Raw genomic sequence first — 22,208 nt, forward strand, 5'->3', positions numbered from 1 at the left:
GTCAGCCTTTCGTGTGCGGTTCGGTGGTGGTCACCACGCCGTCGAGGAACGTGGTGGCGAGAATTTCGGCGATCTCGGCGGGGGAGTGTTCGCCGTGCGGGCGATACCAGAAGGTCACCATGTTGAGCATGCCGAGCACGCTGTTGGTGACCACGTGGTCGTCGGTGCGCAGCAGACCCGCGGCGTGACCGGTGTCGATCACCCGCTGCCAGCACTGCTGGACCCGATCGCGCAGCTCTTGCAGTTGGGCGCCGCGCTCGCCGGTGAGGGCGGTGACGTCGCGCAGCTGGATCGCGACCTCGCTGCGGTGCTCGATGATCAGCCGGACGTGGCTGTGGATCAGCTTGCGCAGCTGGCTGATCGGATCGTCGTCGCCCGCGACGATCTGTTCCGCGTCGACCAGCATCAGCTGGATGTAGTCGTGCAGGATCTGCCAGAGCAGTTCTTCTTTGGAGCCGATGTGGTAATACAGCGCGCCGCGCTGGACATCGGCGCGGTCGCCGATCTCCGCGACGCCGGTGCCGTGGAATCCCTTCTCCGCGAACAACTCCCGTGCGGCCCGCAGAATGCGTTCGCGGGTGTCGCCTGCGTTGGCGGCGGAGGCGGGCGGGCGGCCGCGGCGCCGCGCGGGGGCGACGTCGGCGTCACCCGACGTCGCCCTGCTGCGCGACGCGGTGCTCATCGCGCGGGGTCCAGCACGACCTTGCTCACGCCGTCCGCGCGTTCGGCGAACAGCCGGTAGGCGTTCGCGCCGTCGGACATCGGGAGCGAATGGGTGATGACCGCTTCGGGGCGCAGCCGGCCCGCGGCGGTCAGCCGCAGCAGGGTGGGCAGCTCGTATTGGATCGAGCACAGGCCGATATGGAACTCGAGCTCCTTGATCTGTGCCAGCGGCATATGGAAAGGGTAAGCCCGGTTCTGGCTGACGCCGATCACGCTGACCCGCCCGCGGTGTCCGACCGCGCTGATCGCGAGTTTGATGGTGGCATCGGCGCCGACCGCCTCGATCGCGACATCCGCGCCGCCACCCAGCAGTTCGCGGATCGCGAGCTTCGGGTCGTCGGCGTCGACCGGTTCCGCGCCGAGTTCGGCGGCTTGTTTGCGGCGTTCGGCGATGAGGTCGACGCCGAGCACGCGGGACGCGCCCATCGCGAACGCGGATTGCACCGCCATCAGCCCGACCGGGCCCAGCCCGATCACCACCACGGTCTCCCCGGGCGCGATCCGGGCGCGGCGCGCGCCGTACCAGGCGGTCGGCGCGTTGTCGGTGAGGACCACGGCAGCATCGTCGCCGACCCCCACGGGTAGGCGCACCACGTTGCCTTCGGCGTGCGCGACGGCCAGATACTCGGCCTGGCCGCCCGGAAGTGCGCCGCCGAGCCCGTAGCAGGCGTCGATCGCCGCAGGCGTGCGCTCGCAGGCGGCGACGAGGCCGATCCGGCAGTTCGCGCACCGGCCACACCCCGCGGAGGCGGGCACCAGCACGCGGTCACCGACCGCGAAACCGCGGACATTCGAACCGATTTCGACGATCTCGCCGACTGCCTCGTGTCCGACGCTGTAACCGGTCCCGTCGGTGAACCCGTGCCCGGCGTAGATATGCAGGTCGCTGCCGCAGATGCCGGCGGCGGTGACCCGGATGATCACGCCGTCCGGTCCGGTGAGCACCGGGTCGGGCACGTCGGAGTACGAGATCTCCCGCGGGCCTTGATAGGTCAGTGCCTTCATCGCCAGCCGCCGTCCACGGCGAGCGTCGCGCCGGTGCAGAATCCGGACGCCGCACCCGCGAAGAACAGTGCGGCGCCGACGATTTCGCTGGGTTCGCCGACGCGGCGCTGTGCGTTGACGGCGCCGATCGCCGCGCGGACCTCGGGGGTCCAGGCCTTCGAGATATCGGTCGCGAACGCGCCGGGCTGAATCGTGTTGACCCGCACGGTCGGTCCGAAGGACTGCGCGAGACCGACCGTGAGCGTGTTCAATCCGGCCTTGGCCGCCGCGTAGGGGAGCGCGTGCGGTGCGGGCCGGGCCGCCTCGATCGAGGAGATGTTGATGATCGAGCCGCCGCCGTCGGCCGCCATCCGGGTGCCGATCAGGGCCGAAAGTCGAAACGGCCCTTTCAGATTCACGCCGATCACCTTGTCGAACAGCGCCTCCGACACCTGATCGAGGCTCGGGTAGAGCGGCGAGAGCCCGGCGTTGTTGACCAGCACGTCGACCCGCCCGAACGTCTCGTAGACCGTCTCCACCAGTGCGTCGCACTGCGACCAGTCGCTGACGTTGCACGCCACCGGCAGCGCGCGCCTGCCGTGGGTGTCGCGCACCTCGTCGGCCAGCGCGACGCAGCCGTCGAGTTTGCGGCTGGCGATCACCACGTCCGCGCCCGCCGCCGCGAACGCGAGCACCATCTCCCGGCCGAGTCCCCGGCTGCCCCCGGTGACCACGACGACCTTGTTCTCGAGCGACACACGCTCTCCCGTCGATCAGAAAATGTTCCGATCAGTACATTAAATCGCGCGGCCGATACAATCAAGGGCATGTTCGGCCGACCGCCGACACGCTGTGCCGCGCCGAGTGATTTACCCCGCTTCATCGGCGCGCCGGAACATATCGGCGAGACGCCACGTTCGACCCGGAACAGGGTGGTATCACTACCCACGGGTAACATCGATGCGTCTTTTCCCACCCGGCTTTCTCAGAAGTGAGGCAGTAGATGACAGAGCGGATTCAGGTCGGCGGGCTTCAGGTGGCCAGCGTTCTCCACGAGTTCATCGAGAACGAGGCGCTTCCCGGAACCGGCGTAGATTCCGCCGCGTTCTGGGCCGGTGCCGAGGAGGTCATCAACGACCTCGCGCCGCGCAACCGCGCGTTGCTCGCCGAACGCGACGAGATCCAGGGCAAGGTCGACGCCTGGCACGCCGAGCACCCCGGCGCGAACTACGACAAGGCCGCCTACAAGAACTTCCTGAGCGAAATCGGCTATCTGCGCCCCGAGCCCGCCGATTTCCAGATCAGCACGCAGAATGTGGACGACGAGATCGCCACCACCGCGGGCCCGCAGCTCGTGGTGCCGGTGATGAACGCGCGCTTCGCGATCAACGCGGCCAACGCCCGCTGGGGTTCGCTCTACGACGCGCTCTACGGCACCGACGCCATCTCCGAGGCCAACGGCGCGGAAAAGGGCAAGAGCTACAACAAGGTTCGCGGCGACAAGGTCATCGAGTGGGCGCGTAACTTCCTCGACGACGCGGCGACCCTGATCACCGGCTCGCACATCGGCTCCACCTCGTACAAGATCGTCGACGGTGAGCTCGAGGTCGGCCTCGAGGACGGCACCGAGATCGGGCTCGCCGATCCGTCGCAGCTGGTCGGTTACCTCGGCGATTCGGACGCGCCGACCTCGGTGCTGCTGAAGCACAACGGTCTGCACATCGAGATCCAGATCGATGCGGACTCGCCGATCGGCAGCACCGACACCGCGGGCGTGAAAGATCTGGTGCTGGAGTCCGCGGTCACCACGATCATGGACTTCGAGGACTCGGTCGCCGCGGTCGACGCCGAGGACAAGGTGCTCTGCTACCACAACTGGCTCGGCCTGATGAAGGGCGATCTCAGCGAGCAGGTCAGCAAGGGCGACCAGACCTTCACCCGCACCATGAACCCGGACCGGGTCTACACCGCGCTCGACGGCGGTGAGCTGGTGCTGCACGGCCGTTCGCTGCTGTTCGTGCGCAACGTCGGTCACCTGATGACCAGCGACGCCATCCTCGACGCCGACGGCAACGAGGTGCCCGAGGGCATCCTCGACGGCCTGATCACCTCGCTCATCGCGACGCATTCGCTGCGCGCCGACACCGAACTGAAAAACAGCCGCACCGGCTCGGTCTACATCGTGAAGCCGAAGATGCACGGCCCCGACGAGGTCGCGTTCACCAACGAGCTGTTCGGCCGGATCGAAGACGTGCTCGGCGTGCCGCGCAACACCCTCAAGGTCGGCATCATGGACGAGGAGCGCCGCACCACGGTGAACCTGAAGGCCTGTATCCAGGCTGCCGCCGAACGCGTGGTGTTCATCAACACCGGCTTCCTCGACCGCACCGGCGACGAGATCCACACCTCCATGGAGGCCGGGCCGATGGTCCGCAAGGCCGAGATGAAGGGCCAGCAGTGGATCAAGTCCTACGAAGACTGGAACGTCGACACCGGCCTGGCCACCGGACTGCCCGGTAAGGCACAGATCGGCAAGGGCATGTGGGCCATGCCGGACCTGATGGCCGACATGCTGGTGCAGAAGATCGGCCACCCCAAGGCCGGCGCCAACACCGCGTGGGTGCCCTCGCCCACCGCCGCCACCCTGCACGCGACCCACTACCACCAGGTCAACGTGCTCGACCGGCAGCAGGAAATCCTCAAGGGCGGCCCGCGCGCCACCGTCGACCAGATCCTGGAGATCCCGCTCGCCGCGGCCCCGAATTGGTCGGCCGAGGAGAAGCAGCAGGAGCTGGACAACAACTCCCAGTCGATCCTCGGCTACGTGGTGCGCTGGATCGACCAGGGCGTCGGCTGCTCCAAGGTGCCCGACATCGAAGACGTCGCGCTCATGGAAGACCGTGCCACCCTTCGCATTTCCAGCCAGCTGATGGCGAACTGGCTGCGCCACGGCATTGTCACCGCCGACGAGGTGGTGGCCAGCCTGGAACGGATGGCGCCGATCGTCGACCGCCAGAACGCCGGCGACCGCAACTACCGCCCGCTGTCGCCGGACTTCGCCGGCAGCATCGCCTTCCAAGCCGCCAAGGAACTGATCCTCGAAGGCACCAAGCAGCCCAACGGCTACACCGAGCCGATTCTGCACCGGCGTCGTCGGGAAGCCAAGGCGGCCTGCAAGTAGGCGGACGCTCGGTGCTCGACAAGTAGTGGCGGGCAGGCATTTGCGCGACCCCGAGGCCCCGCTCCGGCACTGTTCGGAGCGGGGCCTGTTGCGCTACCGTAGATCGGCTCGAACGCGGGTTCGCCCGCTTGCGACGGCGCCCTGTTTCGCTGCTTGCTAAACTCTGCAATTGGGAGCGGTCGAGGCGCCACTCCTGCTGCGACGGAAGGGTGTGGCACGTGCCGGGGTTGAGTAGGCCGCTATACCAGATGAAGGCCGACTTCTTCAAGACGCTCGGACATCCTGTGCGGATCCGAGTGCTGGAACTGCTGAGCGAACGTGAGCACGCGGTGTCGGAAATGCTGAGCGAGATCGGCGTGGAGTCGGCGAACTTGTCGCAGCAGCTGGCGATTCTGCGCCGGGCCGGTCTGGTGCGTGCCAGCCGTACGGGCTTGTCGGTGACCTACGAGCTCACGTCGCCGGAGGTCGCCCAATTGCTGGCTACGGCACGGGCCATTCTCACGGGCGTTGTCGCTGGTCAGGTCGAGGCGCTAGAAGAGCCTGCCTGAGTTCGAGGTCTTTCTGCGGGTCTTCTGCTGCCCATTGATTGCATAATTTCTAAACTAACTATCTAGTGTGTCAAGAAGGAGAACCGCGTGTCCGACCGCCCCCTCGCCATCCAGCCCTCCGCCGTGCCGACCGACCATACGGGTGTCCTGTCCTGGGTGGCCGAGGTTGCCGAGTTGACCGCACCGGATCGAATAGTGTTCTGCGACGGATCCCGAGCGGAGTGGGACCGGTTGACCACTGCGCTGGTACGCCAGGGCACGTTCGTCCGGCTGGACGGCAAGCCGAACTCGTTCTGGTGTGTGTCGGATGCCGAGGATGTTGCTCGGGTAGAGGACCGAACCTTCATCTGTTCCCGGGATCGTGACGATGCCGGCCCGACCAACAACTGGGTCGATCCGGTGGATATGCGCACGGTGATGACTGAGCACTACCGCGGATCGATGGTCGGGCGCACTATGTTCGTGATCGCCTACTGCATGGGGTCGTTGGCCGCCGACGATCCGAAATTCGGTGTGCAGATCACTGATTCGGCGTATGTAGCAGTGTCGATGCAGATCATGTCCCGCTCCGGCGCCCCGGTGTGGGAAAAGCTCATCGCAGGCACCGAATTCGTCCGATGCCTGCACTCGGTCGGTGCTCCGCTGGCCGACGGGCAGGCGGACGTCGCATGGCCTTGCGACAAGACGAAGTACATCGCGCATTTCCCGGAAGCCCGCGCCATCTGGAGTTACGGCTCCGGCTACGGCGGCAACGCGCTGCTCGGCAAGAAGTGCTTCGCGCTGCGCATCGCGTCCGTGCTCGGTCGTGACGAGGGGTGGCTCGCCGAGCACATGCTGATACTGAAACTGACGTCCCCGCGGGGCAAGACGCACTACATTGCGGGTGCGTTTCCCTCCTCCTGCGGCAAAACGAATCTGGCCATGCTGGAACCGGCATTGCCGGGCTGGAAAGCCGAGACGATCGGCGACGATATCGCCTGGCTGCGCTTCGGGGCGGATGGCCGTTTGTACGCGGTGAACCCGGAGGCAGGGTTCTTCGGAGTCGCACCGGGCACCGGTACCACGACGAACCCCAATGCGATCGCCACGATCAACGTCGGCAATTCGATCTTCACCAACACCGCGCTGACCGACGACGCGGACGTGTGGTGGGAAGGCTTGACCGATGTCGCACCCGGCCATCTCGTCGACTGGCGTGGCAAGGACTGGACGCCGAAGTCGGAAACACTTGCCGCACATCCGAACTCGCGATACTGCACGCCGATCGCACAGTGCCCCTCGGTCGCCGCGGAATGGAACGATCCGACCGGAGTGCCGATCTCTGCCATCTTTTTCGGAGGGCGCCGTGCCACGACGATCCCGCTGGTCAGCGAGTCGTTCAGCTGGGAACACGGGGTGTTCACCGCATCTGTGCTGTCCTCGGAGACGACCGCCGCGGCTGCTGGGCAGGTCGGCGTCGTGCGCCGCGATCCGATGGCGATGTTGCCGTTCCTCGGCTACCACGTAGGCGACTACTTCGCGCACTGGCTGCGGCTCGGGGCGGCTGCGGATCCCGCCAAGCTGCCGAAGATCTTCCAGGTCAACTGGTTCCGCCGAGGCACAGGTGGACAGTTTCTGTGGCCGGGTTTCGGTGACAACGTACGGGTATTGAAATGGGCGCTGGAACGTCTCGACGGCGCGGCCGGCGCGGTCGAGACGCCGATCGGTTATGTGCCGAATCCTGCGGACTTGGACCGATCAGGTCTGTCCGATGGATATCGCGACTCGGTGGCCGATGCCTTGGCCGTGGACGTCGAGGAATGGGTGGCCGAGGTCGCGGCAATCGAGCAGTGGTACGACTCGATCGGTGGGAACAGGATGCCCGACGCCCTGCGCGTCCAGCTCGCCGCGCTCCGGGCTCGTCTCGCCGTGGCGCACTGATCGTGCGTGCGTTTCTGCCGAGTTGGTCGGACTGGAGTCCAGGTGTCCGCGCACCGGGTGCGGATCTACTGTCGGGTTTGATCGTCGCGCTGGTGGCACTTCCGCTGGCGTTGGGCTTCGGCATCGCCTCGGGCCTCGGCGCATCGGCCGGGCTCGCCACCGCCGTTGTCGCGGGGGTGATCGCCGCGGTGTTCGGAGGCTCGGGCTTCCAGGTCTCCGGACCCACAGGCGCGATGACGGTCGTGTTGGTTCCGATCTTCCACCGGCACGGCGCACCTGCCGTGCTGGCCGTCGGGCTGATGGCAGGCGTCGTTCTGGTGATGCTGGCCTTCGCGCGAGTGGGACGCGCGGTCCGTTACCTGCCCGCACCCGTGCTGGAGGGCTTCACGGCGGGAATCGCGACAGTAATAGCGCTGCAACAGGTTCCGGCCGCCTTGGGGATCGCACACGCAGACGGGGAGAAGGTGTGGCAGTCGGCTTTCGACGCGGTCCGCCAGTATGCCTCGCATGCGAACCCGATGCCGCTGATCACCGCGTTCGTGGTTGCCGCCATTGTGCTGGGTGGCGGTCGGCTGTTACCGAGGTTGCCGTTCGCGCTGATCGCCGTGGCCGGGGCGACCGTGGCAGCACGGATCATGCATCTCGAGCTCACCCCGATCGGTGCCATTCCCTCCGGATTGCCTTGTCCCAGTTGGGAATTTCTGCATCTGGAGCAATTGGGCGCGCTTGTCGCGCCCGCCCTGGCGGTAGCGGCACTGGCTGCGCTGGAATCACTGTTGTCGGCGTCTGCCGCGGATGCGATGGCCGTGGGCGCTCGCTACGATCCGGACCGGGAGCTGCTCGGGCAGGGGCTGGCCAACATCGCGGCTCCCTTGTTCGGCGGAGTACCCGCGACCGGTGCGATTGCCCGTACTGCCGTCAACGTGCGCTCCGGTGCGCGTACTCGGCTCGCGGCCCTCACGCACGCGCTCATACTCGCGGGGGTCGTCTATCTGGCCGCGCCTTTGGTTGCGGACGTGCCCTTGGCGGCGCTGGCCGGTGTGCTGCTGGCCACCACGGTGCGCATGGTGGAGACGGCCTCCCTGGCGGCGATCGCACGGGCCTCGAAGGGAGACGCCGTCATCATGGCGGTGACCTTCGGCGTCACGGTCGCCGTGGACCTGGTCACCGCGGTAGCGGTGGGGGTCGGCGCTGCGGTGCTGCTCGCGGTGCGATCAGTGGCGAAAGAGGCTCGGCTGCAACAATTTCCGATCGACATCGGGAGCGACGACGAGGAATCCCGGACGGCGGAGCGTGAACTGCTGCACGACCACATCGTCGCCTATCGGATCGAAGGGCCGCTGTTCTTCGCCGCCGCGCATCGGTTCCTGCTGGAGCTCGCCGAGATATCGGACGTGCACGTGGTGATTCTGCGAATGTCCCACATCACGGCGTTGGATACGACCGGCGCGCTCGTACTCGCGGATGTCATCCGAAAGCTGGAGCATCGGCAGATCACCGTTCTGATGTCGGGCCTGCGCGCCGATCACCGCCGCCGTCTGGCCGCCATCGGCGCATTGCCGGTCGGCGGTGACGCGCACATTTTCGGGCACACCCGAGAAGCCATCGTGCACGCGCGTGGCTACCTGCCGAGCGGCGTCGAAAGCGCGCGACGGTGAGTGTCGCCTTGCCGTTCGATCTGTTTCACCGCTGTACAGCCGCTGGTGATCGGCCAGCGGCTGCCGGGCGCGAACCCCGTTGTCTCTGCCGAACTCGGTCGGCGGTTCAGACCTCGAGATCTTCCTCGATGTCTTTCAAGCGCCGCCGGGCAAGGGCGAGGTTGCCGCGGCCGCGATCCAGGGCGAGGTAAAGGAACAGCCCTCTGGTCTTTCGGCCATGCGTCGGGCGGATCAGGTGATACTGACTGCCGAGGGTGATCAGCACATCCTCGATGCCTTCGTCGAGTCCGAGTTGCTCGATCGTGCGCATCTTGGCGCGGACCAATTCGGTGTTGCTCGCGGCCGCGAGCTCGATGTCCAATGCCTTCGAGCCACCCAGGTGGCCTAGCGGCATGCCACTGCCGTAGTCGACGACAGCGGCGCCGAGCGCGCCGTCCAGCAGCATCATGTCCTTCAACGCAACGTCCATGTCCGCCATGGTCATTCCTCTCTAGCGCGGTTTGAAGACCTTCGCGCGCCGAGACGCTACCTACGTGCCACGGGGGTTGTCCGCCGATTGCTGAAGAATTCCATTAGGTATGCAATTTCTATGTTCTGCAATCAAGCAGGTCGGACGGCGCGGTCTCGGAGTGCAGTGGTCGGACGGGACCTGCGGCTGCTGACCGAGGCCATTCGGCACTGTGGTCATCCGGTACGGGCGCGCGAAGCTGGGATGGCTACCCGCCGCCCAGGAGGACTGATGCCGACGTCGCTGCCGATTCTGACGGTTACCTTGAACCCGACCGTGGACATCAGCCTAGAAGTCGGTCGGCTGCGCGACGAAGGCAAGAATCGAGTGACGGTGCGATCGGTTCAGGCCGGCGGCGGGGGGTTGAATGTCGCACGCTGTGTGAGCAGGCTGGGCGGTTCCGCGTTCGCCTTGCACACTTTCGGTCGAGAGGTGGGGGCGCGGTTGAACCGTCTGCTCGACGAGGAGGGGCTTGCCCACAGTGGCATCGAGATAGGTTCCGACACACGGGAAGCTGTCGTGGTAGCGGAGACAGATGTCTGGCACAGCTATCACCTGGTGCCGCCGGGCGCGGAATTGACCGCCGCCGAGCGGGAGCGTTGCTTGTCCGCGATCACCACTGCCGCGCAACGGTTTCCGTATCTGGTGCTTACCGGTAGCGTTCCACCCGGTATGCCGGACGACTTCTGTGCTCGGATCGTGCACGGCGTCGATCCGGCCGCCACCCGTGTCGTACTCGATATCGCCGGGCAGCAATTGCGAGAAGTGTTGGGGGAGAATTCATTCGCGATTCGGCTCGACCGTCGTGAGGCGACCGGTCTGCTCGGCCGTCCGATCGAGTGTTTCGAGGACGCCCAGACGGCCAACGACCTGCTCTTGGATATCGGTGCCACCGGCAACGCGATCACGACTGTGGCTGCGTTGGGCGCTGTCTACTCGAATGAGTCTTCGCATTATCGGATTTCTGCGCCCGTGTCGGTATCGCCGCGGCGCAGCGATGCTTGCGCGGGCGACAGCCTGGTCGCCGCGTTCACCGCGCGGCTCGCCACCGACTGCCGTCGAGCCGGCGAATACGGTGTCGCGGCGGCTTCGGCCACGGTGCTGCGGCCGGGCACCGAGGTCTTCGCCGCCGTGACGGTCGATGCGCTGGTCGAGCAGGTGCGCACGTACCGGATCGACCGGCGCGACATCGCCGAGCGCGTGCGGGCGGCCGAAGGTCCTTGAGTTCGAGGGCTTTTCGATTCGGCAGGAGGCCATCGTGCCCTTATCCGCGACCTTGCTTCGGTGGGACGGTAGACGGAAACAAGCTGGAGGTAACGACCATGGACCACGGACTGCCCGACGACAACACCGTCAAGACAGCACTGGCGCTCGCGGTGCGGGCACCGTCGGTGCACAACTCACAACCGTGGCGCTGGCGGATCGGCAGCAGGTCGGTGCATCTGTACCTCGATCCCGCGCGAGCACTGCCTGCCACAGACCCCGATCAACGGGAGATGGTGCTCAGCTGTGGTGCGGCACTGCATCATCTGCGTGTCGCTCTTGCAGCGCTCGGCTGGTCGGCGGTGGTGCATCGGCTGCCCAACCCGGCCGATCCGAACCATCTGGCGTCGATCGAGTTGCTGCGTCACCGGCCCACGCCGGCGGAAGTCGAACTGAGCGCTGCCATCTCGCGTCGGCAGACCGATCGCAGGCACTACACCTCCTGGCCGATCCCCCGCGGGTATCTCGGACTCGCCGCCGAACGCGCCTCAGCGCTCGGGGCGCTCCTGCGTCAGGCCACGGATCGCTCACGGGAACAACTGATCACGGCTACTCGTGCCGCGGCGGTTCAGCATGCGATGAATCCGGAGTACCGATTCGAACTTGCGAACTGGAGCGGCAGACACAGTGCCGCCGAGGGTGTGCCTGCACGTAGTGCGCCCGCTCCTCGGGCGGAGGACGAATTGCCGGCTCGAACGTTCGTCGCCCCGCAACTGAGCGACACCGCCCATGAGCCGGATTTCGCGGACCTGCTGGTGCTCGCCACCTCCGGCGACGACCGGATGTCCCGATTGCAAGCAGGTGAGGCACTGAGTGCAGTGTTGCTGACCGCGACCAATGTCGGCCTGGCGACCTGCGTGCTCACCGAACCGCTCGAGATCGCGGAACTGCGCCACGATGTTCGACGTGGTGTCCTCGACGGTAACGCCTACCCCCAGGCGATCATTCGAATCGGCTGGGTGCCCACAAGCGCGGCGCCACTGCCGATGACACCACGTCGAGCTGTCGACGACGTTCTGGACCCCTTCGACGCTCCGATCGGTTGAACGCGTTTCGCGTCGCCAGTAGGCACAGGTCGACGGTGGTCATTGCGGTGAGGGTATGCCGAGTTCGTCGAGCAGGCCACGCACGCGGTGTTCGATCTCGTCGCGAATGGGGCGCACGGCATCGATGCCTTGTCCGGCGGGATCGTCGAGTTTCCAGTCCAGATAACGCTTTCCGGGAAAGTACGGGCAGGCGTCCCCGCAGCCCATGGTGATCACCACGTCGGAGGATTCGACGACGTCGCCGGTGAGCACCTTGGGTATTTCGGTGGAGATGTCGATGCCGACCTCGCTCATGGCCTGGATCGCGATCGGATTGACCGCCTCGGCGGGGGTCGAGCCGGCCGAGCGAACCTCGACCTTGCCTGCGGCGAGGTGGGTGAGGAACGCGGCGGCCATTTGGGAGCGTCCGGCGTTGTGCACGCAGACGAACAACACGCTCGCGAGGGTGGGGGTGGGTCGGCCGGTCATGCGGGGTCTCCGGTTCGATGCTGGGTCGTGCTGTGCGGGAGGCGGTTTCGCAGGGCGAGGGAGACGTAGACGAGCCCGACGAGGACGGGGACTTCGATGAGCGGGCCGACGACTCCGGCGAGTGCTTGCCCGGAGGTGGCGCCGTAGGTGGCGATGGCGACGGCGATGGCGAGCTCGAAGTTGTTGCCTGCGGCGGTGAAGGCCATCGTGGTCGTGCGCTCGTAACCGAGGTGCAGGAGTACGCCGAGCAGGTAGCCGCCTCCCCACATGAGCGTGAAGTAGACCAGTAGCGGGACTGCGATTCTGACGACGTCGAGGGGGTGGGAGGTGATCTGGCGGCCTTGTAGGGCGAACAGGATGACGATGGTGAACAGCAGTCCGTAGAGCGCCCACGGCCCGAGCGCGGGTAGCAGCTTCGATTCGTACCAGGTTCTGCCCCTGGCTTTTTCGCCGAATCGCCGGGTGAGGTATCCGGCCAGGAGTGGGATGCCGAGGAAGATCAGCACCGATTTCGCGATCTGCCACGGCGAGGTGTGGATCTCGGTTTGCGCCAAGCCGAGCCAGCCGGGTAGCACCGAGAGGTAGAACCAGCCCAGGACGGCGAACATGACGACCTGGAAGATCGAGTTGAGTGCGACCAGGACGGCGGCGGCTTCGCGGTCGCCGCAGGCCAGGTCGTTCCAGATGATCACCATCGCGATACACCGGGCCAGGCCGACGATGATCAGCCCGGTCCGGTACTCGGGTAGATCCGGTAGTAGCAGCCAGGCCAAGGCGAACATGAGCGCGGGTCCGATGACCCAGTTCAGAACAAGGGAGCCGAGCAGCAGGCGACGGTCGCCGGTGACCGCGTCGAGGCGGTCGTAACGAACCTTCGCCAGCACCGGGTACATCATTACCAGCAGCCCGAGCGCGATCGGCAGCGAGATCCCGTCGACCTGTACCGCCGACAGGGCGTCCCCGAGACCAGGGATAGCCCGGCCCAGTAGCAGCCCGAGGACCATGGCCGCGCCGATCCACACCGGCAGGAACCGGTCCAGCCGCGAGAGTTTCCCGACGACGTCGGGGTGTTCGGCGGTGGTGGTCACGCGCTCACCGCCACATCGGCTTCGATCGCGAGTAGACCCGAGAGTCGTTGCAGCGCTTCGGGAATCACCCGGTAGTACACCCAGGACGCGCGGCGTTCGCTGGTGAGCAGCCCGGCCTGGCGCAGCACCTTCAAGTGGTGAGACACGGTCGGTTGACTGACCTCGAGTCCCTCGGACACATCGCACACGCATGCCTCGCCACCGGCGCGGGCGGCGATCGCGGAGAGCAACCGCAGCCGCACCGGATCCGACAGGGCTTTGAACATGACGGCCACTTCGGTCGCGGTGTCCGCGTCCAGGGGTGGGCGGATCCGGGGTGTGCCCGCACAGCCCGGTGCGGGCACACCGATCAACGGCAACTCCGACTTCGGCATGTATCGATATTGACAGTTATCGATATCAGAGCGCAAACGAACAGCCGATGAACTCGCCCACCCGAGGGCGTGGGTCAGCAGCAGCTCGCGCCCGAGGCGAGAGCTTTCTCCCTGGCCGCGCTGCCGCAGCACGCACCCTCGGCCGCGGCCTCTTCGGCGGTGCCACAGCACACCTGCACAGCTTCGGCATCGGCACGCTCTGGTTCGGCGAGTTCGCGTGCGGTGCCGAAGGATTCACTGTCGGCCAGCACTGTGTAGACCTCCCAGCGCTCGGCATCGGGGGCGGTGACCCACACCTTGTCCTGGGTGGCGAAACAACACGTAGTCGCGATCTGCTCTTCGGTGAACAACCCCGCCTCCGACAGCCGGGCGATTTCGCCGTGCACCCGCTCGGAGGACTCGACCTCGACCCCGAGGTGGTTGATACTGCCGCCCTGGCCGGCGTTTTCGATCAGGACCAGCTTCAACGGCGGCTCGGCGACGGCGAAGTTGGCGTAACCGGGCTTGCGCTTGGCCGGTTCGGTGTTGAACAGCGTCGAATAGAACGTGATCGCCTGGTCGAGGTCATCGACGTTGAGAGCGAGCTGGACACGGGACATGATGACGAACCTCCACTTGTGAGACATATGTCGAAGAACCGACGAGACCGAGTGTGCCTCACCTTTTCGACATATGTCAACGAAGTGGGTAGTCTGGTTCCATGCCCAAGGCGCTACCCGTGATCGACATGTCCGCCCCGGTCTGCTGCCCACCCGTCGCGGCCGGACCGGTCGACGACGCCGCCGCACTCGAAGTGGCATTGCGGCTCAAGGCAATCGCCGACCCGGTCCGGGTAAAGCTGATGTCGCTGCTGCTGACCAGCGCGACGGGCGAGGAGAACAGCGGCGAGCTCGCCGCCGCTGTCGGCGTATCGGAATCGACGGTCAGCCACCACCTCGGTCAACTCCGCACCGCAGGGCTCATCGAATCCGAACGCCGGGGTATGAACACCTTCCACCGCGCGCGTCGCGACGCACTCAGTGCCCTCTGCTTGGTCCTCGACCCCAACTGCTGCTGACTGGAAGTAACCGGACTGGGCTGAACGAAGCCGAGACCGCGCGTGCTCATCGGCACTTTGACGCTCAACGGATTCGCCGGGCACGAAGGGTGGACGCTCGATAAGCCTATCTCGCGCCGGCTGCCACCACGGTGAGCGCCGCGGCCAGGCGCGAGCGCGCGTCTTGTGCGATGGGGCGCAGTCCTGGTTGGTTGTCCGCGCGCAGCAGCAGATCTGGGTCCACCGCTTCGACGACAATGCTGTCGTCCTCGGCGCGTACCACCACGTTGCAGGGCAACAGTTTTCCGACCTGGCGGTCGATATCGAGCGCCTGCTGGGCGAGGTTCGGGTTGCAGGCGCCGAGGATGACGTAGTCTTCCATGTCTGTCCCGAGTTTGGCGAAAAGTGTTGCTCTGATGTCGATTTCGGTCAGTACGCCGAAGCCCTGCGTGGTGAGTGCGTCACGCACCAGCGAAACGGCCTGGGCGAACGGCACCGAGACGCGCACGGTGAGATCGGCCGCAGCGATGGGGAGGCGGATCTCGGTGAGCAGGTCGCGTGGATCGAGCGCTTCGTCCGGCGCGACCATGTATACCTCGGTGGGCGGCCCAGCCTGCTGGTACGGCGAGCCGCGCAGCCACTCGTAGAGAGCGTTGTAAGCGTCCCCGATCAGGTGGTAGGAACCTCGATGAGTGAGGCGCGCGAACGTCTGAGGTTCGGTCTGCCGCAACGTCATTTCCTCGTTGGCGCCGCCGATCGGATTCGGGAAGACCGGTAGCCCGAAGTCGACCTCGGCCTTGGCGCCAGGCCGGAATTCGCCGATATAGGTGGTGGTCGGCGGTCCGGCGGGCGCGAGTCCGTTGGCCGCGGCGAGCCCGTAGAGCGCGTCCATTCCGCTGCCGATGTCTTCGCCGGCCTGGTCGGTGCGCACGGTGCGGCGCAGTTCGAGGATGGTGTACGGGGTCGAATGGTCGACCGAGATCTGATACGCCATGGCCTGCTCCTCGATGTTCGCCGGTCCGGCTGGGATCGGCGTGCGGTATCGACGGTAGGCAGCCGTCGAGGCGCGCGACTAGTGCCGAACCGACGCGCGCGGAGGGACTTTCGGCCGCGGTTGCCGAGACGAGCCCTGAAACAGGTCACTCGGCCGCTGACGAGGGACCTTGTTCCCTGCCCGCGGGTGGCGCTGAGCGGGATCCTTGAAGACAACACAGGACTGAAGCGAGGCGAACGGCGATGTCGGAGCACACGATTATCCCGATCCACACGTCATGGATTCGACTGATCCGCTGGTGGTCGACCCGGCCGTGGAGCCCCAATCCCATGCTGCGCACCTCGGATCGCTGTGAGGCGTTGGTGCGGATCATCGCGACACTAGCCGTGCTCGTCGCGGTGCCCGTGGCGGGTGCGCTCGGCACATCGGCCTACACCGAGAGCGCCGCACGGATCGACCTCGAGCGAAACACGAAACACAGTGTCAGCGCGGTACTTACGGAGAACCCCACCAAGACCGCGGCGTACGAGTACCAGGCCCGCGTTCAGTGGATGGACGCAGAACATCCGGGTACTGCCGTCGTACCGGTGCCGCGCGGACGGCAATCAGGTGACCTGGTGACGATCTGGCTCGGCGCGGACGGTTCGCCGACCACCGAGCCACCGGAAGCCGTAGCCGCCGTCGTGACCGGGATCGGTGTGGGCGTCGTCGTACTCGTCGGCACCTGGCTGTGTGGTTGGTGCCTGGTTCGTGGCACCGGATGGGTGCTGGATCGGCACCGCAACGCCCGATGGGCCGATGAGTGGCGGCAACTCAGCCGTCCGATCAGTAAGGACTGAGAAAATGATGTATTGGTATGGCGACGCCGTGCACTGGTGGATGTTCGCGCTCATGATCTTGTTCGCGCTGCCCCTGTGGGTCGCCGTTGTCGTCGCGATCGTTGCGCTCAGCAGGGGCGATCTCGCCCCGGAACCGAAATCGCAGGGGCCCGTGCGGCTGGCGCCGGAGGCATTGCTGGCCGAACGTTTCGCCAGCGGCGAACTCGATGAGACCGAGTACCGGCGTCGACTGGCCGTGCTCCGCCCGACCTCGGCGCCGAAACACGGCGACGCACACCACCCGCAGCACTGAACCCGAGAGGCTGAAATCCCATGACTACCGAAAACGTCTCGTCGGCAACACGATCCGACCCGATCATCGCCGCGGTCGATGGCTCGGCGAGCTCGTACCAGGCGGCGGCGTGGGCGGCTGTCGAAGCAACCCTGCATCGTCGCCCACTCCATCTGTTGACCTCTATGGCGATCCGGACCGGTTACGGGCCGGGAATGTCGCTGGGCGAATCCGATCTGGAGTGGCTGCGGCGCGACGGCGAACGAATCCTGCACGAGGCCAAGCGAATCGCTCGAACGGCCGCGCCGGGCGAGGAACCCGTCATCAGCACGGAAGTGTCGTTCGAACTGGTGATACCAATGCTGATCGAGCGGTCCGCGCACGCGTCCATGCTGGTGGTCGGCAGTCGCGGGATGGGTGCGTTCCAGCGCGGGCTGCTGGGCTCGGTCAGCACTGCCACGACCCACCACGCCCACTGCCCGGTCGCCGTGATCCACGGGATCTCGGCGATAGACCCGGTCTCGGCAACCCTGCCGGTGCTCGTCGGCGTGGACGGCACCGCCAACAGCGTGCCCGCACTGGAGTTCGCCTTCGAGGAAGCATCCCGCCGCAAAGTAGGTCTCACCGCGCTGCACGCCTGGAGCGACGTCAGCGGAATGGATCTGCCGGTCGCAGGCTGGGACGGCGCCCAGGAGTCGTCCGAGGCCATCCTCGCCGAAAGTCTCGCCGGCTACGCCGAGCGTTACCCCGATGTCACCGTACGCCGAATCGTCAAGGCCGACCGCCCTGTTCGCTCATTGCTGGACGAGTCGGCGAATGCCCAATTGGTTGTGGTCGGCAGTCACGGACGCGGCGGCTTCGCGAGCATGCTGCTCGGCTCGACCAGCAACGCGCTGTTGCACTCGGTCGAGTCGCCGATGATCGTCGTCCGCGAACGTTGACCCGGCACCACCGGCCTGCGCCGGTCCCGACCGCGGGACCGGCGCAGACGGCCGGGCCTGGGACCAAAGTCCCTCGAATCCCCTCCGATGGGCTCCATCGGGCGAGTCGTCCTCGGGCGCACGCTATTTCCTGAGCATCGTGGAGCGAAGGCTCCGGCCAGGGACACGGAGGCGTTATGTCCGGCGAGCACGATTTCCAGTCATCATCCAGTGCGAACAGTGCCGGACCGACCCACCACCGAATCGCCGAGTTGCTGAATCGGCGGCCAGCCGTCGGTTTCGTGGCGGCGGTCGTGCGCGACGGAAGATCGGCAACTTTCGTCGGCCACGGAGCTGCCGATATCGCATCCCGCCGACCGGTCACCGAAGACACCGTCTTTCGTATCGCGTCGATCACCAAGACCTTCACCGCGATCGCCGCCATGCAACTGTGGGAGCGTGGGCTGGTAGACCTCGACGTGCCCGCGAATGCCTATCTGCGCGCATACCGGCTGGTTCCCGCCCGCCCGGAACTCGGCGACGCCACGCTGCGGCATCTGCTCACCCACACCTCCGGCATCAGCGAGATCGTCCGGCCCGCACAGGCATTGCGTCCCGACTTCGGTGAGAGCGTGGCACAGCAGCGACCGGTGCCGACGCCGGCCGAGTTCTACCGGGGTGCACTGCACACCAATGCCGAACCCGGGACGCGGTGGATTTATACCGATCACGGCTTCGCCACGGTCGGCCAGATCATCGAGGACGTCAGCGGCGTGCCGCTGGCACGGTACCTGCGCGAGCACATCTTCGGACCGCTCGGCATGACCGACACCGATCTGGACCCGGCACGCATCGACCGGGCTCGGCGAGCCACCGGATACACTCTCGGTCCCAACGGCGCGCGGGGTGTCATCGACCGGGAGATGGTCACCGCTGCCGCGTCGTCGGCCTACTCGACGGCGCGGGATATGGCCCGATACCTTTCGGCACTGACGGGAGGCGGAGCGAACGAACACGGGACAGTGCTCGAACCCGCAACGCTGGCACAGATGTTCGCGCCGCAGTACCAACCTGATCCGCGACTGCCGGGCATGGGACTGGCCTTCTTCCGCAACGAGATCGGCAACCAGACGGTTCTCGAACATCAAGGCATACTGCCGGGATTCAACTCCCAGATCTGGTTCGCGCCGGATGCTCGGGTCGGTGTGTTCGCGTGCACCAATGGTGCGCACCGAGCGTTGTTGTGGCTGCCGGCCGAGACGTCCGCGCTACTCGGGGAAGCGCTCGGTATCGCACCGGCCGCTGTTCGCACCGACATTCCGCATGATCCCGCGATCTGGGCGGAGATCTGCGGTTCCTATCGGATGCGCGGGGCGCTCACCGACGTCCGCGCGCGGATGATGGTGGGAGCCGGCGCCGAGGTCCGAATCCGCAGCGGTAGGCCGATATTGCGAATTCTGACCCCGGTCCCTGCCCTCCTGCGGGGGCTGCCCTTGCATCCCGACGACGACAAGGACGCTTACGCGTTCCGAATCGATCTGTCCGCATTCGGGATACCTTCTGCGCGAGTGGTATTCGGCACAGACGCGTACACCGGCAGCAGGACGTTGCATGCAGACCTACTGCCGATGGCGCTGTACAAGCGTAAGTAGGGTAGTGCGATCAGTGCTGTGCGGGCGGCAGTCCGGCACGGCGCTCGGCGAGGCGGCGCAGCCGTTCGTGTTCGAGCAGGAACAACGTGATGCTGATGCCGAAACAGAGTGCGGTCGCGCTGGATCCGAGAATGACCCACCCCGCGAATCCGTAGCCTGCCGCGGTGAGGGTGCAGGCCAACCCGACGATTCCGCACAGGAACAAGGCGATGCCGGGAATGTTGTAGGTGTCGGCGAGACTTTCGCCCGGCTTGCTGTGGTACGGCATACGGGAAGACTTGTCGCTCATCGTGTTTCCTTCACTGGTGGTCAGATGGTGGACGGCGGTCGCGGATTACGCCCGCCCGTCGTTGAGAGCTCGATCGAGCAGTAGCCGCCGCTCGGCCGCGGCGACGGTGCGGCGGGCTGCCGCAGCGGCGTCCGGGGTGACCGAGATCGACGTAATCCCCATGCGCACGAGGTGTTCGGCGAATTCGGGGTGGTTCGACGGCGCTTGGCCGCACAGGGACGAGGTGATGCCGAGGCGGCGGGCGGTGGCGATGATACGGGCGATGGCGTCGAGGACCGCCGGATCGGATTCGTCGAAGAGTTCGGCGCATTGCTCGGAATCGCGGTCCACGCCGAGCATGAGCTGGGTCAGGTCGTTGCTGCCGATCGAGACACCGTCGACGCCGAGCCCGACGTACTCGGGCAGCCAGTGCACCACCGACGGCACTTCGGCCATCACCCAGCGGTGCAGGCCACGATGCTTGCCGAGCGGACTCGCGTCGACCAATTCGAGACAGGCCTCCAGCTCCCAGCGGGTGCGCACGAAGGGAATCATCAGGTGCAGGTTCGGGGTCTGCTCGCGGACTCGGGCGAGGGCGGCGAGTTCCAGCGCGAAGAGTTCGGGCTCGCGGATGTAGCGGTAACAGCCCCGATAGCCGATCATCGGGTTGTGTTCGACCGGCTCGTACCGGCTGCCCCCGGTAAGCGCGCGGAACTCGTTGCTGCGCAAGTCTGTTGCGCGGTAGACGACCGGGCGTGGTTGGAAGGCGGCGGTGATCCGGTGCAGCGATTCGGCCATCCGGTCCACGAAATGCTGTTCCTCACCACGCGCGACGAGATCACGCGGGTGCCGGCCGTCGAGGGCGGTGGTGAGCAAGGTTTCGGCGCGCAGCAGCCCGACTCCGTCGACGTCGGTCTGCGCCACCTTCTCGGCGGCTTCGGGCAAGGCGAGGTTGACATAGATTCGGGTGGCCGTCGTCTCCGCGGTAACGATGGGGACAGGTTGAACTGTGACAGTGCTGGTGCCCGACGTCGGTTTGCCCGCACGAACCTCCCCGGCGGATCCGTCGACAGTCACCACGAGGCCGTTGCCGAGCACCGTGGTCGCGGTGCGGGCGCCCACGATGCAGGGCACACCGAGCTCACGCGCGACGATCGCCGCGTGGCAGGTCATGCCCCCGCTGTCGGTGACGATCGCCGCGGCACGGGTGAGGGTGGGCAGCCAATCCGGGTTGGTCATCGGTGCGACCAGCACTTCGCCGTCGCGCAGTGCCTGCCCCTGAGCGGGGGAGGACAGGACACGTACCGTACCGGTGGCGGAGCCCGGGGCGGCGGCAAGCCCACGGACAAGGACCGGCAGTGGGATCGGGCCTGCGATGGGCTGCTGGGGGTTGTCGGGCAGCATTGTGATCGGTCGCGCCTGCACCAGCCAGAGGGTTTGGTCGTCGAAAGTCCACTCGACGTCCTGAGGTCTACCGTCGTGGTGCTGCGGGACGGCGAGTGCGAGACGCGCGACCGCGGTTGCCTGTGCGTCGTTCAGCACCGGCGCGTCGGTCCCGGTCAGATCGATCTGCCGATCGCCGTCGGGGCCGGCGACGATCTCGAAAGTTTGATGCCCCCTACGGCTTTCGAGCAATGTGGGTCCGTCGGAGTCGAACAGATACGTGTCCGGTTCGGTGGCGCCGGACACCACCACCTCGCCTTGCCCGCGCGCGGCGTCGATGACGACTCGGTCGCGGCGGCCGGTGGCGGGATCGGCGGTGAATGCCACGCCCGACTGCCGGGCGGCGACCATACGCTGCACCACGACGGCCATCTCGGGTCGCTGATGCATGCCACGCCTGGCCCGATAGGTCACGACGCGGGGGCTGAACAGTGAAGCCCAGCACTCGATGACGGTTGTCAGCAGTTTGTCGTCACTGCGCACGTTGGTACGGGACACGTTCATACCGGCGAAGGAGGAGGTGGCGCCGTCCTCGCCGATGGCGGAGGAGCGCACCGCTACCGTCACCTCGTCGCCGAGGGTGTGGTACGCGGACAGGATGGCGTCGGCCACCGCTCCGTCGATTTTCGCGGTGTGCACGAGTTCGCGCATGCGGCGGCACAATTGGGTGACTCGCGCGGGGGCGTCGACGGACTCCAATGCCTCGGCGTGCAGCCGGTCCAGCTCGACGCCGTGCGGGCCTTCGGTGATCACCTCGTCATAGCACGAGCGCAGAACGACGAAACCGGGTGGCACGGGCAGCGCGGCGGCCACCAGCTCACCCAGATTCGCGCCCTTGCCGCCGGCCTTGTCCGCGTCGGCGAGCCGCAACTCGCTGAATCCGGCTACATAGTCGCCCATTTCGGCTCCGATCTCGGTATCTGATTGGTACTCAGCGTCTCTCGGAGCGCTGTTCGATCACTACCGCCGAAGGTCCCGACCCGATGCGCCGTTGGGCCTGGTTTCGTCCGGCGGCCGTCATCGC

Annotated in this window: 22 protein-coding genes; 11 read left to right on the forward strand and 11 right to left on the reverse strand. The window is 66.4% G+C overall.

Annotation, left to right across the window (positions count from 1 at the left end; all coding sequences use genetic code 11):
• Nucleotide 1: 1 nt before the first annotated feature.
• The 3 genes from O3I_RS18150 to O3I_RS18160 are packed head-to-tail and all read right to left on the reverse strand — an operon-like array spanning nucleotide 2 to nucleotide 2,465.
• Nucleotides 2-682 carry a TetR/AcrR family transcriptional regulator gene (locus tag O3I_RS18150; protein ID WP_014984409.1) on the reverse strand — a complete coding sequence of 227 codons (681 nt, stop codon included), beginning with the start codon at nucleotides 680-682 and terminating at the stop codon, nucleotides 2-4.
• Entirely contained in the window at nucleotides 679-1,728 is a 1,050-nt protein-coding gene (locus O3I_RS18155) for an alcohol dehydrogenase catalytic domain-containing protein (protein ID WP_014984410.1), read from the reverse strand. Before O3I_RS18155 ends, O3I_RS18150 begins: the two co-directional genes overlap by 4 nt.
• Nucleotides 1,725-2,465 (reverse strand): SDR family NAD(P)-dependent oxidoreductase, encoded by a 741-nt coding sequence (locus O3I_RS18160; RefSeq protein ID WP_014984411.1) that lies wholly within the window; start codon nucleotides 2,463-2,465, stop codon nucleotides 1,725-1,727. The genes O3I_RS18155 and O3I_RS18160 overlap by 4 nt, the downstream gene beginning before the upstream one ends.
• Before the next feature lie 245 nt (nucleotides 2,466-2,710).
• Between O3I_RS18160 and O3I_RS18165 the strand changes: the two genes are divergently transcribed.
• The 4 genes from O3I_RS18165 (at nucleotide 2,711) to O3I_RS18180 (ending at nucleotide 9,014) form a co-directional block, all read left to right on the forward strand.
• Nucleotides 2,711-4,888 carry a malate synthase G gene (locus tag O3I_RS18165; protein ID WP_014984412.1) on the forward strand — a complete coding sequence of 726 codons (2,178 nt, stop codon included), beginning with the start codon at nucleotides 2,711-2,713 and terminating at the stop codon, nucleotides 4,886-4,888.
• Nucleotides 4,889-5,136: 248 nt separating this feature from the next.
• Nucleotides 5,137-5,436 carry an ArsR/SmtB family transcription factor gene (locus tag O3I_RS18170; protein ID WP_014984413.1) on the forward strand — a complete coding sequence of 100 codons (300 nt, stop codon included), beginning with the start codon at nucleotides 5,137-5,139 and terminating at the stop codon, nucleotides 5,434-5,436.
• 87 nt (nucleotides 5,437-5,523) lie between these two features.
• Complete coding sequence (locus tag O3I_RS18175; RefSeq protein WP_014984414.1) at nucleotides 5,524-7,356, forward strand: phosphoenolpyruvate carboxykinase (GTP); 1,833 nt, start codon at nucleotides 5,524-5,526, stop codon at nucleotides 7,354-7,356.
• A gap of 2 nt (nucleotides 7,357-7,358) precedes the next feature.
• Complete coding sequence (locus O3I_RS18180; RefSeq protein WP_081594026.1) at nucleotides 7,359-9,014, forward strand: SulP family inorganic anion transporter; 1,656 nt, start codon at nucleotides 7,359-7,361, stop codon at nucleotides 9,012-9,014.
• Nucleotides 9,015-9,120: 106 nt separating this feature from the next.
• On the opposite strand, the gene O3I_RS18185 is transcribed toward O3I_RS18180, so the two are convergent.
• The gene (locus O3I_RS18185) at nucleotides 9,121-9,492 is read right to left on the reverse strand and encodes a hypothetical protein (RefSeq protein ID WP_014984416.1); all 372 of its coding nucleotides are present in this window, start codon (nucleotides 9,490-9,492) and stop codon (nucleotides 9,121-9,123) included.
• Between the two features lie 78 nt (nucleotides 9,493-9,570).
• On the opposite strand from O3I_RS18185, the gene O3I_RS18190 reads away from it, so the two are divergent.
• On the forward strand, nucleotides 9,571-10,746 hold the full coding sequence (locus tag O3I_RS18190; RefSeq protein WP_141692116.1) for a 1-phosphofructokinase family hexose kinase: 1,176 nt from the start codon (nucleotides 9,571-9,573) through the stop codon (nucleotides 10,744-10,746).
• 98 nt (nucleotides 10,747-10,844) lie between these two features.
• On the forward strand, nucleotides 10,845-11,831 hold the full coding sequence (locus O3I_RS18195; RefSeq protein WP_014984418.1) for an Acg family FMN-binding oxidoreductase: 987 nt from the start codon (nucleotides 10,845-10,847) through the stop codon (nucleotides 11,829-11,831).
• 39 nt (nucleotides 11,832-11,870) lie between these two features.
• Here the strand turns inward: O3I_RS18195 and O3I_RS18200 are convergent, their stop codons facing one another.
• The 4 genes from O3I_RS18200 to O3I_RS18215 all read right to left on the reverse strand — a co-directional run bounded on the left by O3I_RS18200 (nucleotide 11,871) and on the right by O3I_RS18215 (nucleotide 14,360).
• Nucleotides 11,871-12,299: an arsenate reductase ArsC gene (locus O3I_RS18200; protein WP_014984419.1), complete on the reverse strand. Its 429-nt coding sequence runs from the start codon at nucleotides 12,297-12,299 to the stop codon at nucleotides 11,871-11,873.
• Complete coding sequence (gene arsB / locus O3I_RS18205) at nucleotides 12,296-13,387, reverse strand: ACR3 family arsenite efflux transporter (protein ID WP_014984420.1); 1,092 nt, start codon at nucleotides 13,385-13,387, stop codon at nucleotides 12,296-12,298. Before arsB ends, O3I_RS18200 begins: the two co-directional genes overlap by 4 nt.
• Nucleotides 13,384-13,653 (reverse strand): ArsR/SmtB family transcription factor, encoded by a 270-nt coding sequence (locus O3I_RS18210; RefSeq protein ID WP_237748381.1) that lies wholly within the window; start codon nucleotides 13,651-13,653, stop codon nucleotides 13,384-13,386. The genes arsB and O3I_RS18210 overlap by 4 nt, the downstream gene beginning before the upstream one ends.
• A 182-nt stretch (nucleotides 13,654-13,835) precedes the next feature.
• Entirely contained in the window at nucleotides 13,836-14,360 is a 525-nt protein-coding gene (locus O3I_RS18215) for an ArsI/CadI family heavy metal resistance metalloenzyme (RefSeq protein WP_014984422.1), read from the reverse strand.
• Between the two features lie 101 nt (nucleotides 14,361-14,461).
• Here O3I_RS18215 and O3I_RS18220 point away from each other — a divergent pair, with 101 nt between their 5' ends.
• On the forward strand, nucleotides 14,462-14,818 hold the full coding sequence (locus tag O3I_RS18220) for an Rv2640c family ArsR-like transcriptional regulator (RefSeq protein ID WP_014984423.1): 357 nt from the start codon (nucleotides 14,462-14,464) through the stop codon (nucleotides 14,816-14,818).
• A gap of 106 nt (nucleotides 14,819-14,924) precedes the next feature.
• Here the strand turns inward: O3I_RS18220 and O3I_RS46950 are convergent, their stop codons facing one another.
• Nucleotides 14,925-15,791 carry a DUF302 domain-containing protein gene (locus O3I_RS46950; protein WP_014984424.1) on the reverse strand — a complete coding sequence of 289 codons (867 nt, stop codon included), beginning with the start codon at nucleotides 15,789-15,791 and terminating at the stop codon, nucleotides 14,925-14,927.
• A gap of 242 nt (nucleotides 15,792-16,033) precedes the next feature.
• On the opposite strand from O3I_RS46950, the gene O3I_RS42720 reads away from it, so the two are divergent.
• From O3I_RS42720 to O3I_RS18245, 4 genes are all read left to right on the forward strand, one after another.
• Nucleotides 16,034-16,630: an Rv1733c family protein gene (locus tag O3I_RS42720; RefSeq protein ID WP_141692115.1), complete on the forward strand. Its 597-nt coding sequence runs from the start codon at nucleotides 16,034-16,036 to the stop codon at nucleotides 16,628-16,630.
• A gap of 4 nt (nucleotides 16,631-16,634) precedes the next feature.
• Nucleotides 16,635-16,922 carry an SHOCT domain-containing protein gene (locus O3I_RS18235; protein ID WP_014984426.1) on the forward strand — a complete coding sequence of 96 codons (288 nt, stop codon included), beginning with the start codon at nucleotides 16,635-16,637 and terminating at the stop codon, nucleotides 16,920-16,922.
• 20 nt (nucleotides 16,923-16,942) lie between these two features.
• Nucleotides 16,943-17,842, forward strand: coding sequence for a universal stress protein (locus O3I_RS18240; protein ID WP_014984427.1), 900 nt, complete (start codon nucleotides 16,943-16,945; stop codon nucleotides 17,840-17,842).
• Between the two features lie 176 nt (nucleotides 17,843-18,018).
• Nucleotides 18,019-19,473, forward strand: coding sequence for a serine hydrolase domain-containing protein (locus O3I_RS18245; RefSeq protein WP_014984428.1), 1,455 nt, complete (start codon nucleotides 18,019-18,021; stop codon nucleotides 19,471-19,473).
• 10 nt (nucleotides 19,474-19,483) lie between these two features.
• Here the strand turns inward: O3I_RS18245 and O3I_RS18250 are convergent, their stop codons facing one another.
• Entirely contained in the window at nucleotides 19,484-19,762 is a 279-nt protein-coding gene (locus tag O3I_RS18250; RefSeq protein WP_014984429.1) for a hypothetical protein, read from the reverse strand.
• Nucleotides 19,763-19,807: 45 nt separating this feature from the next.
• On the reverse strand, nucleotides 19,808-22,084 hold the full coding sequence (gene ppsA / locus O3I_RS18255; RefSeq protein WP_014984430.1) for a phosphoenolpyruvate synthase: 2,277 nt from the start codon (nucleotides 22,082-22,084) through the stop codon (nucleotides 19,808-19,810).
• Nucleotides 22,085-22,208: the final 124 nt, after the last annotated feature.

Origin of the sequence: Nocardia brasiliensis ATCC 700358, assembly GCF_000250675.2 — a bacterium.
GTDB classification, from domain to species: domain Bacteria; phylum Actinomycetota; class Actinomycetes; order Mycobacteriales; family Mycobacteriaceae; genus Nocardia; species Nocardia brasiliensis_B.

Excerpts from the sequence above, each read along its gene's own strand:
- ppsA (WP_014984430.1), bottom strand. The coding sequence starts at position 22,084 with ATGGGCGACTATGTAGCCGGATTCAGCGAGTTGCGGCTCGCCGACGCG.
- O3I_RS18240 (WP_014984427.1), top strand. The coding sequence starts at position 16,943 with ATGACTACCGAAAACGTCTCGTCGGCAACACGATCCGACCCGATCATC.
- O3I_RS46950 (WP_014984424.1), bottom strand. The coding sequence starts at position 15,791 with ATGGCGTATCAGATCTCGGTCGACCATTCGACCCCGTACACCATCCTC.
- O3I_RS18155 (WP_014984410.1), bottom strand. The coding sequence starts at position 1,728 with ATGAAGGCACTGACCTATCAAGGCCCGCGGGAGATCTCGTACTCCGAC.
- O3I_RS18235 (WP_014984426.1), top strand. The coding sequence starts at position 16,635 with ATGATGTATTGGTATGGCGACGCCGTGCACTGGTGGATGTTCGCGCTC.
- O3I_RS18165 (WP_014984412.1), top strand. The coding sequence starts at position 2,711 with ATGACAGAGCGGATTCAGGTCGGCGGGCTTCAGGTGGCCAGCGTTCTC.
- O3I_RS42720 (WP_141692115.1), top strand. The coding sequence starts at position 16,034 with ATGTCGGAGCACACGATTATCCCGATCCACACGTCATGGATTCGACTG.
- O3I_RS18250 (WP_014984429.1), bottom strand. The coding sequence starts at position 19,762 with ATGAGCGACAAGTCTTCCCGTATGCCGTACCACAGCAAGCCGGGCGAA.
- O3I_RS18200 (WP_014984419.1), bottom strand. The coding sequence starts at position 12,299 with ATGACCGGCCGACCCACCCCCACCCTCGCGAGCGTGTTGTTCGTCTGC.
- O3I_RS18150 (WP_014984409.1), bottom strand. The coding sequence starts at position 682 with ATGAGCACCGCGTCGCGCAGCAGGGCGACGTCGGGTGACGCCGACGTC.
- O3I_RS18170 (WP_014984413.1), top strand. The coding sequence starts at position 5,137 with ATGAAGGCCGACTTCTTCAAGACGCTCGGACATCCTGTGCGGATCCGA.
- O3I_RS18245 (WP_014984428.1), top strand. The coding sequence starts at position 18,019 with ATGTCCGGCGAGCACGATTTCCAGTCATCATCCAGTGCGAACAGTGCC.
- O3I_RS18210 (WP_237748381.1), bottom strand. The coding sequence starts at position 13,653 with ATGTTCAAAGCCCTGTCGGATCCGGTGCGGCTGCGGTTGCTCTCCGCG.
- O3I_RS18220 (WP_014984423.1), top strand. The coding sequence starts at position 14,462 with ATGCCCAAGGCGCTACCCGTGATCGACATGTCCGCCCCGGTCTGCTGC.
- O3I_RS18195 (WP_014984418.1), top strand. The coding sequence starts at position 10,845 with ATGGACCACGGACTGCCCGACGACAACACCGTCAAGACAGCACTGGCG.
- O3I_RS18185 (WP_014984416.1), bottom strand. The coding sequence starts at position 9,492 with ATGGCGGACATGGACGTTGCGTTGAAGGACATGATGCTGCTGGACGGC.
- O3I_RS18215 (WP_014984422.1), bottom strand. The coding sequence starts at position 14,360 with ATGTCCCGTGTCCAGCTCGCTCTCAACGTCGATGACCTCGACCAGGCG.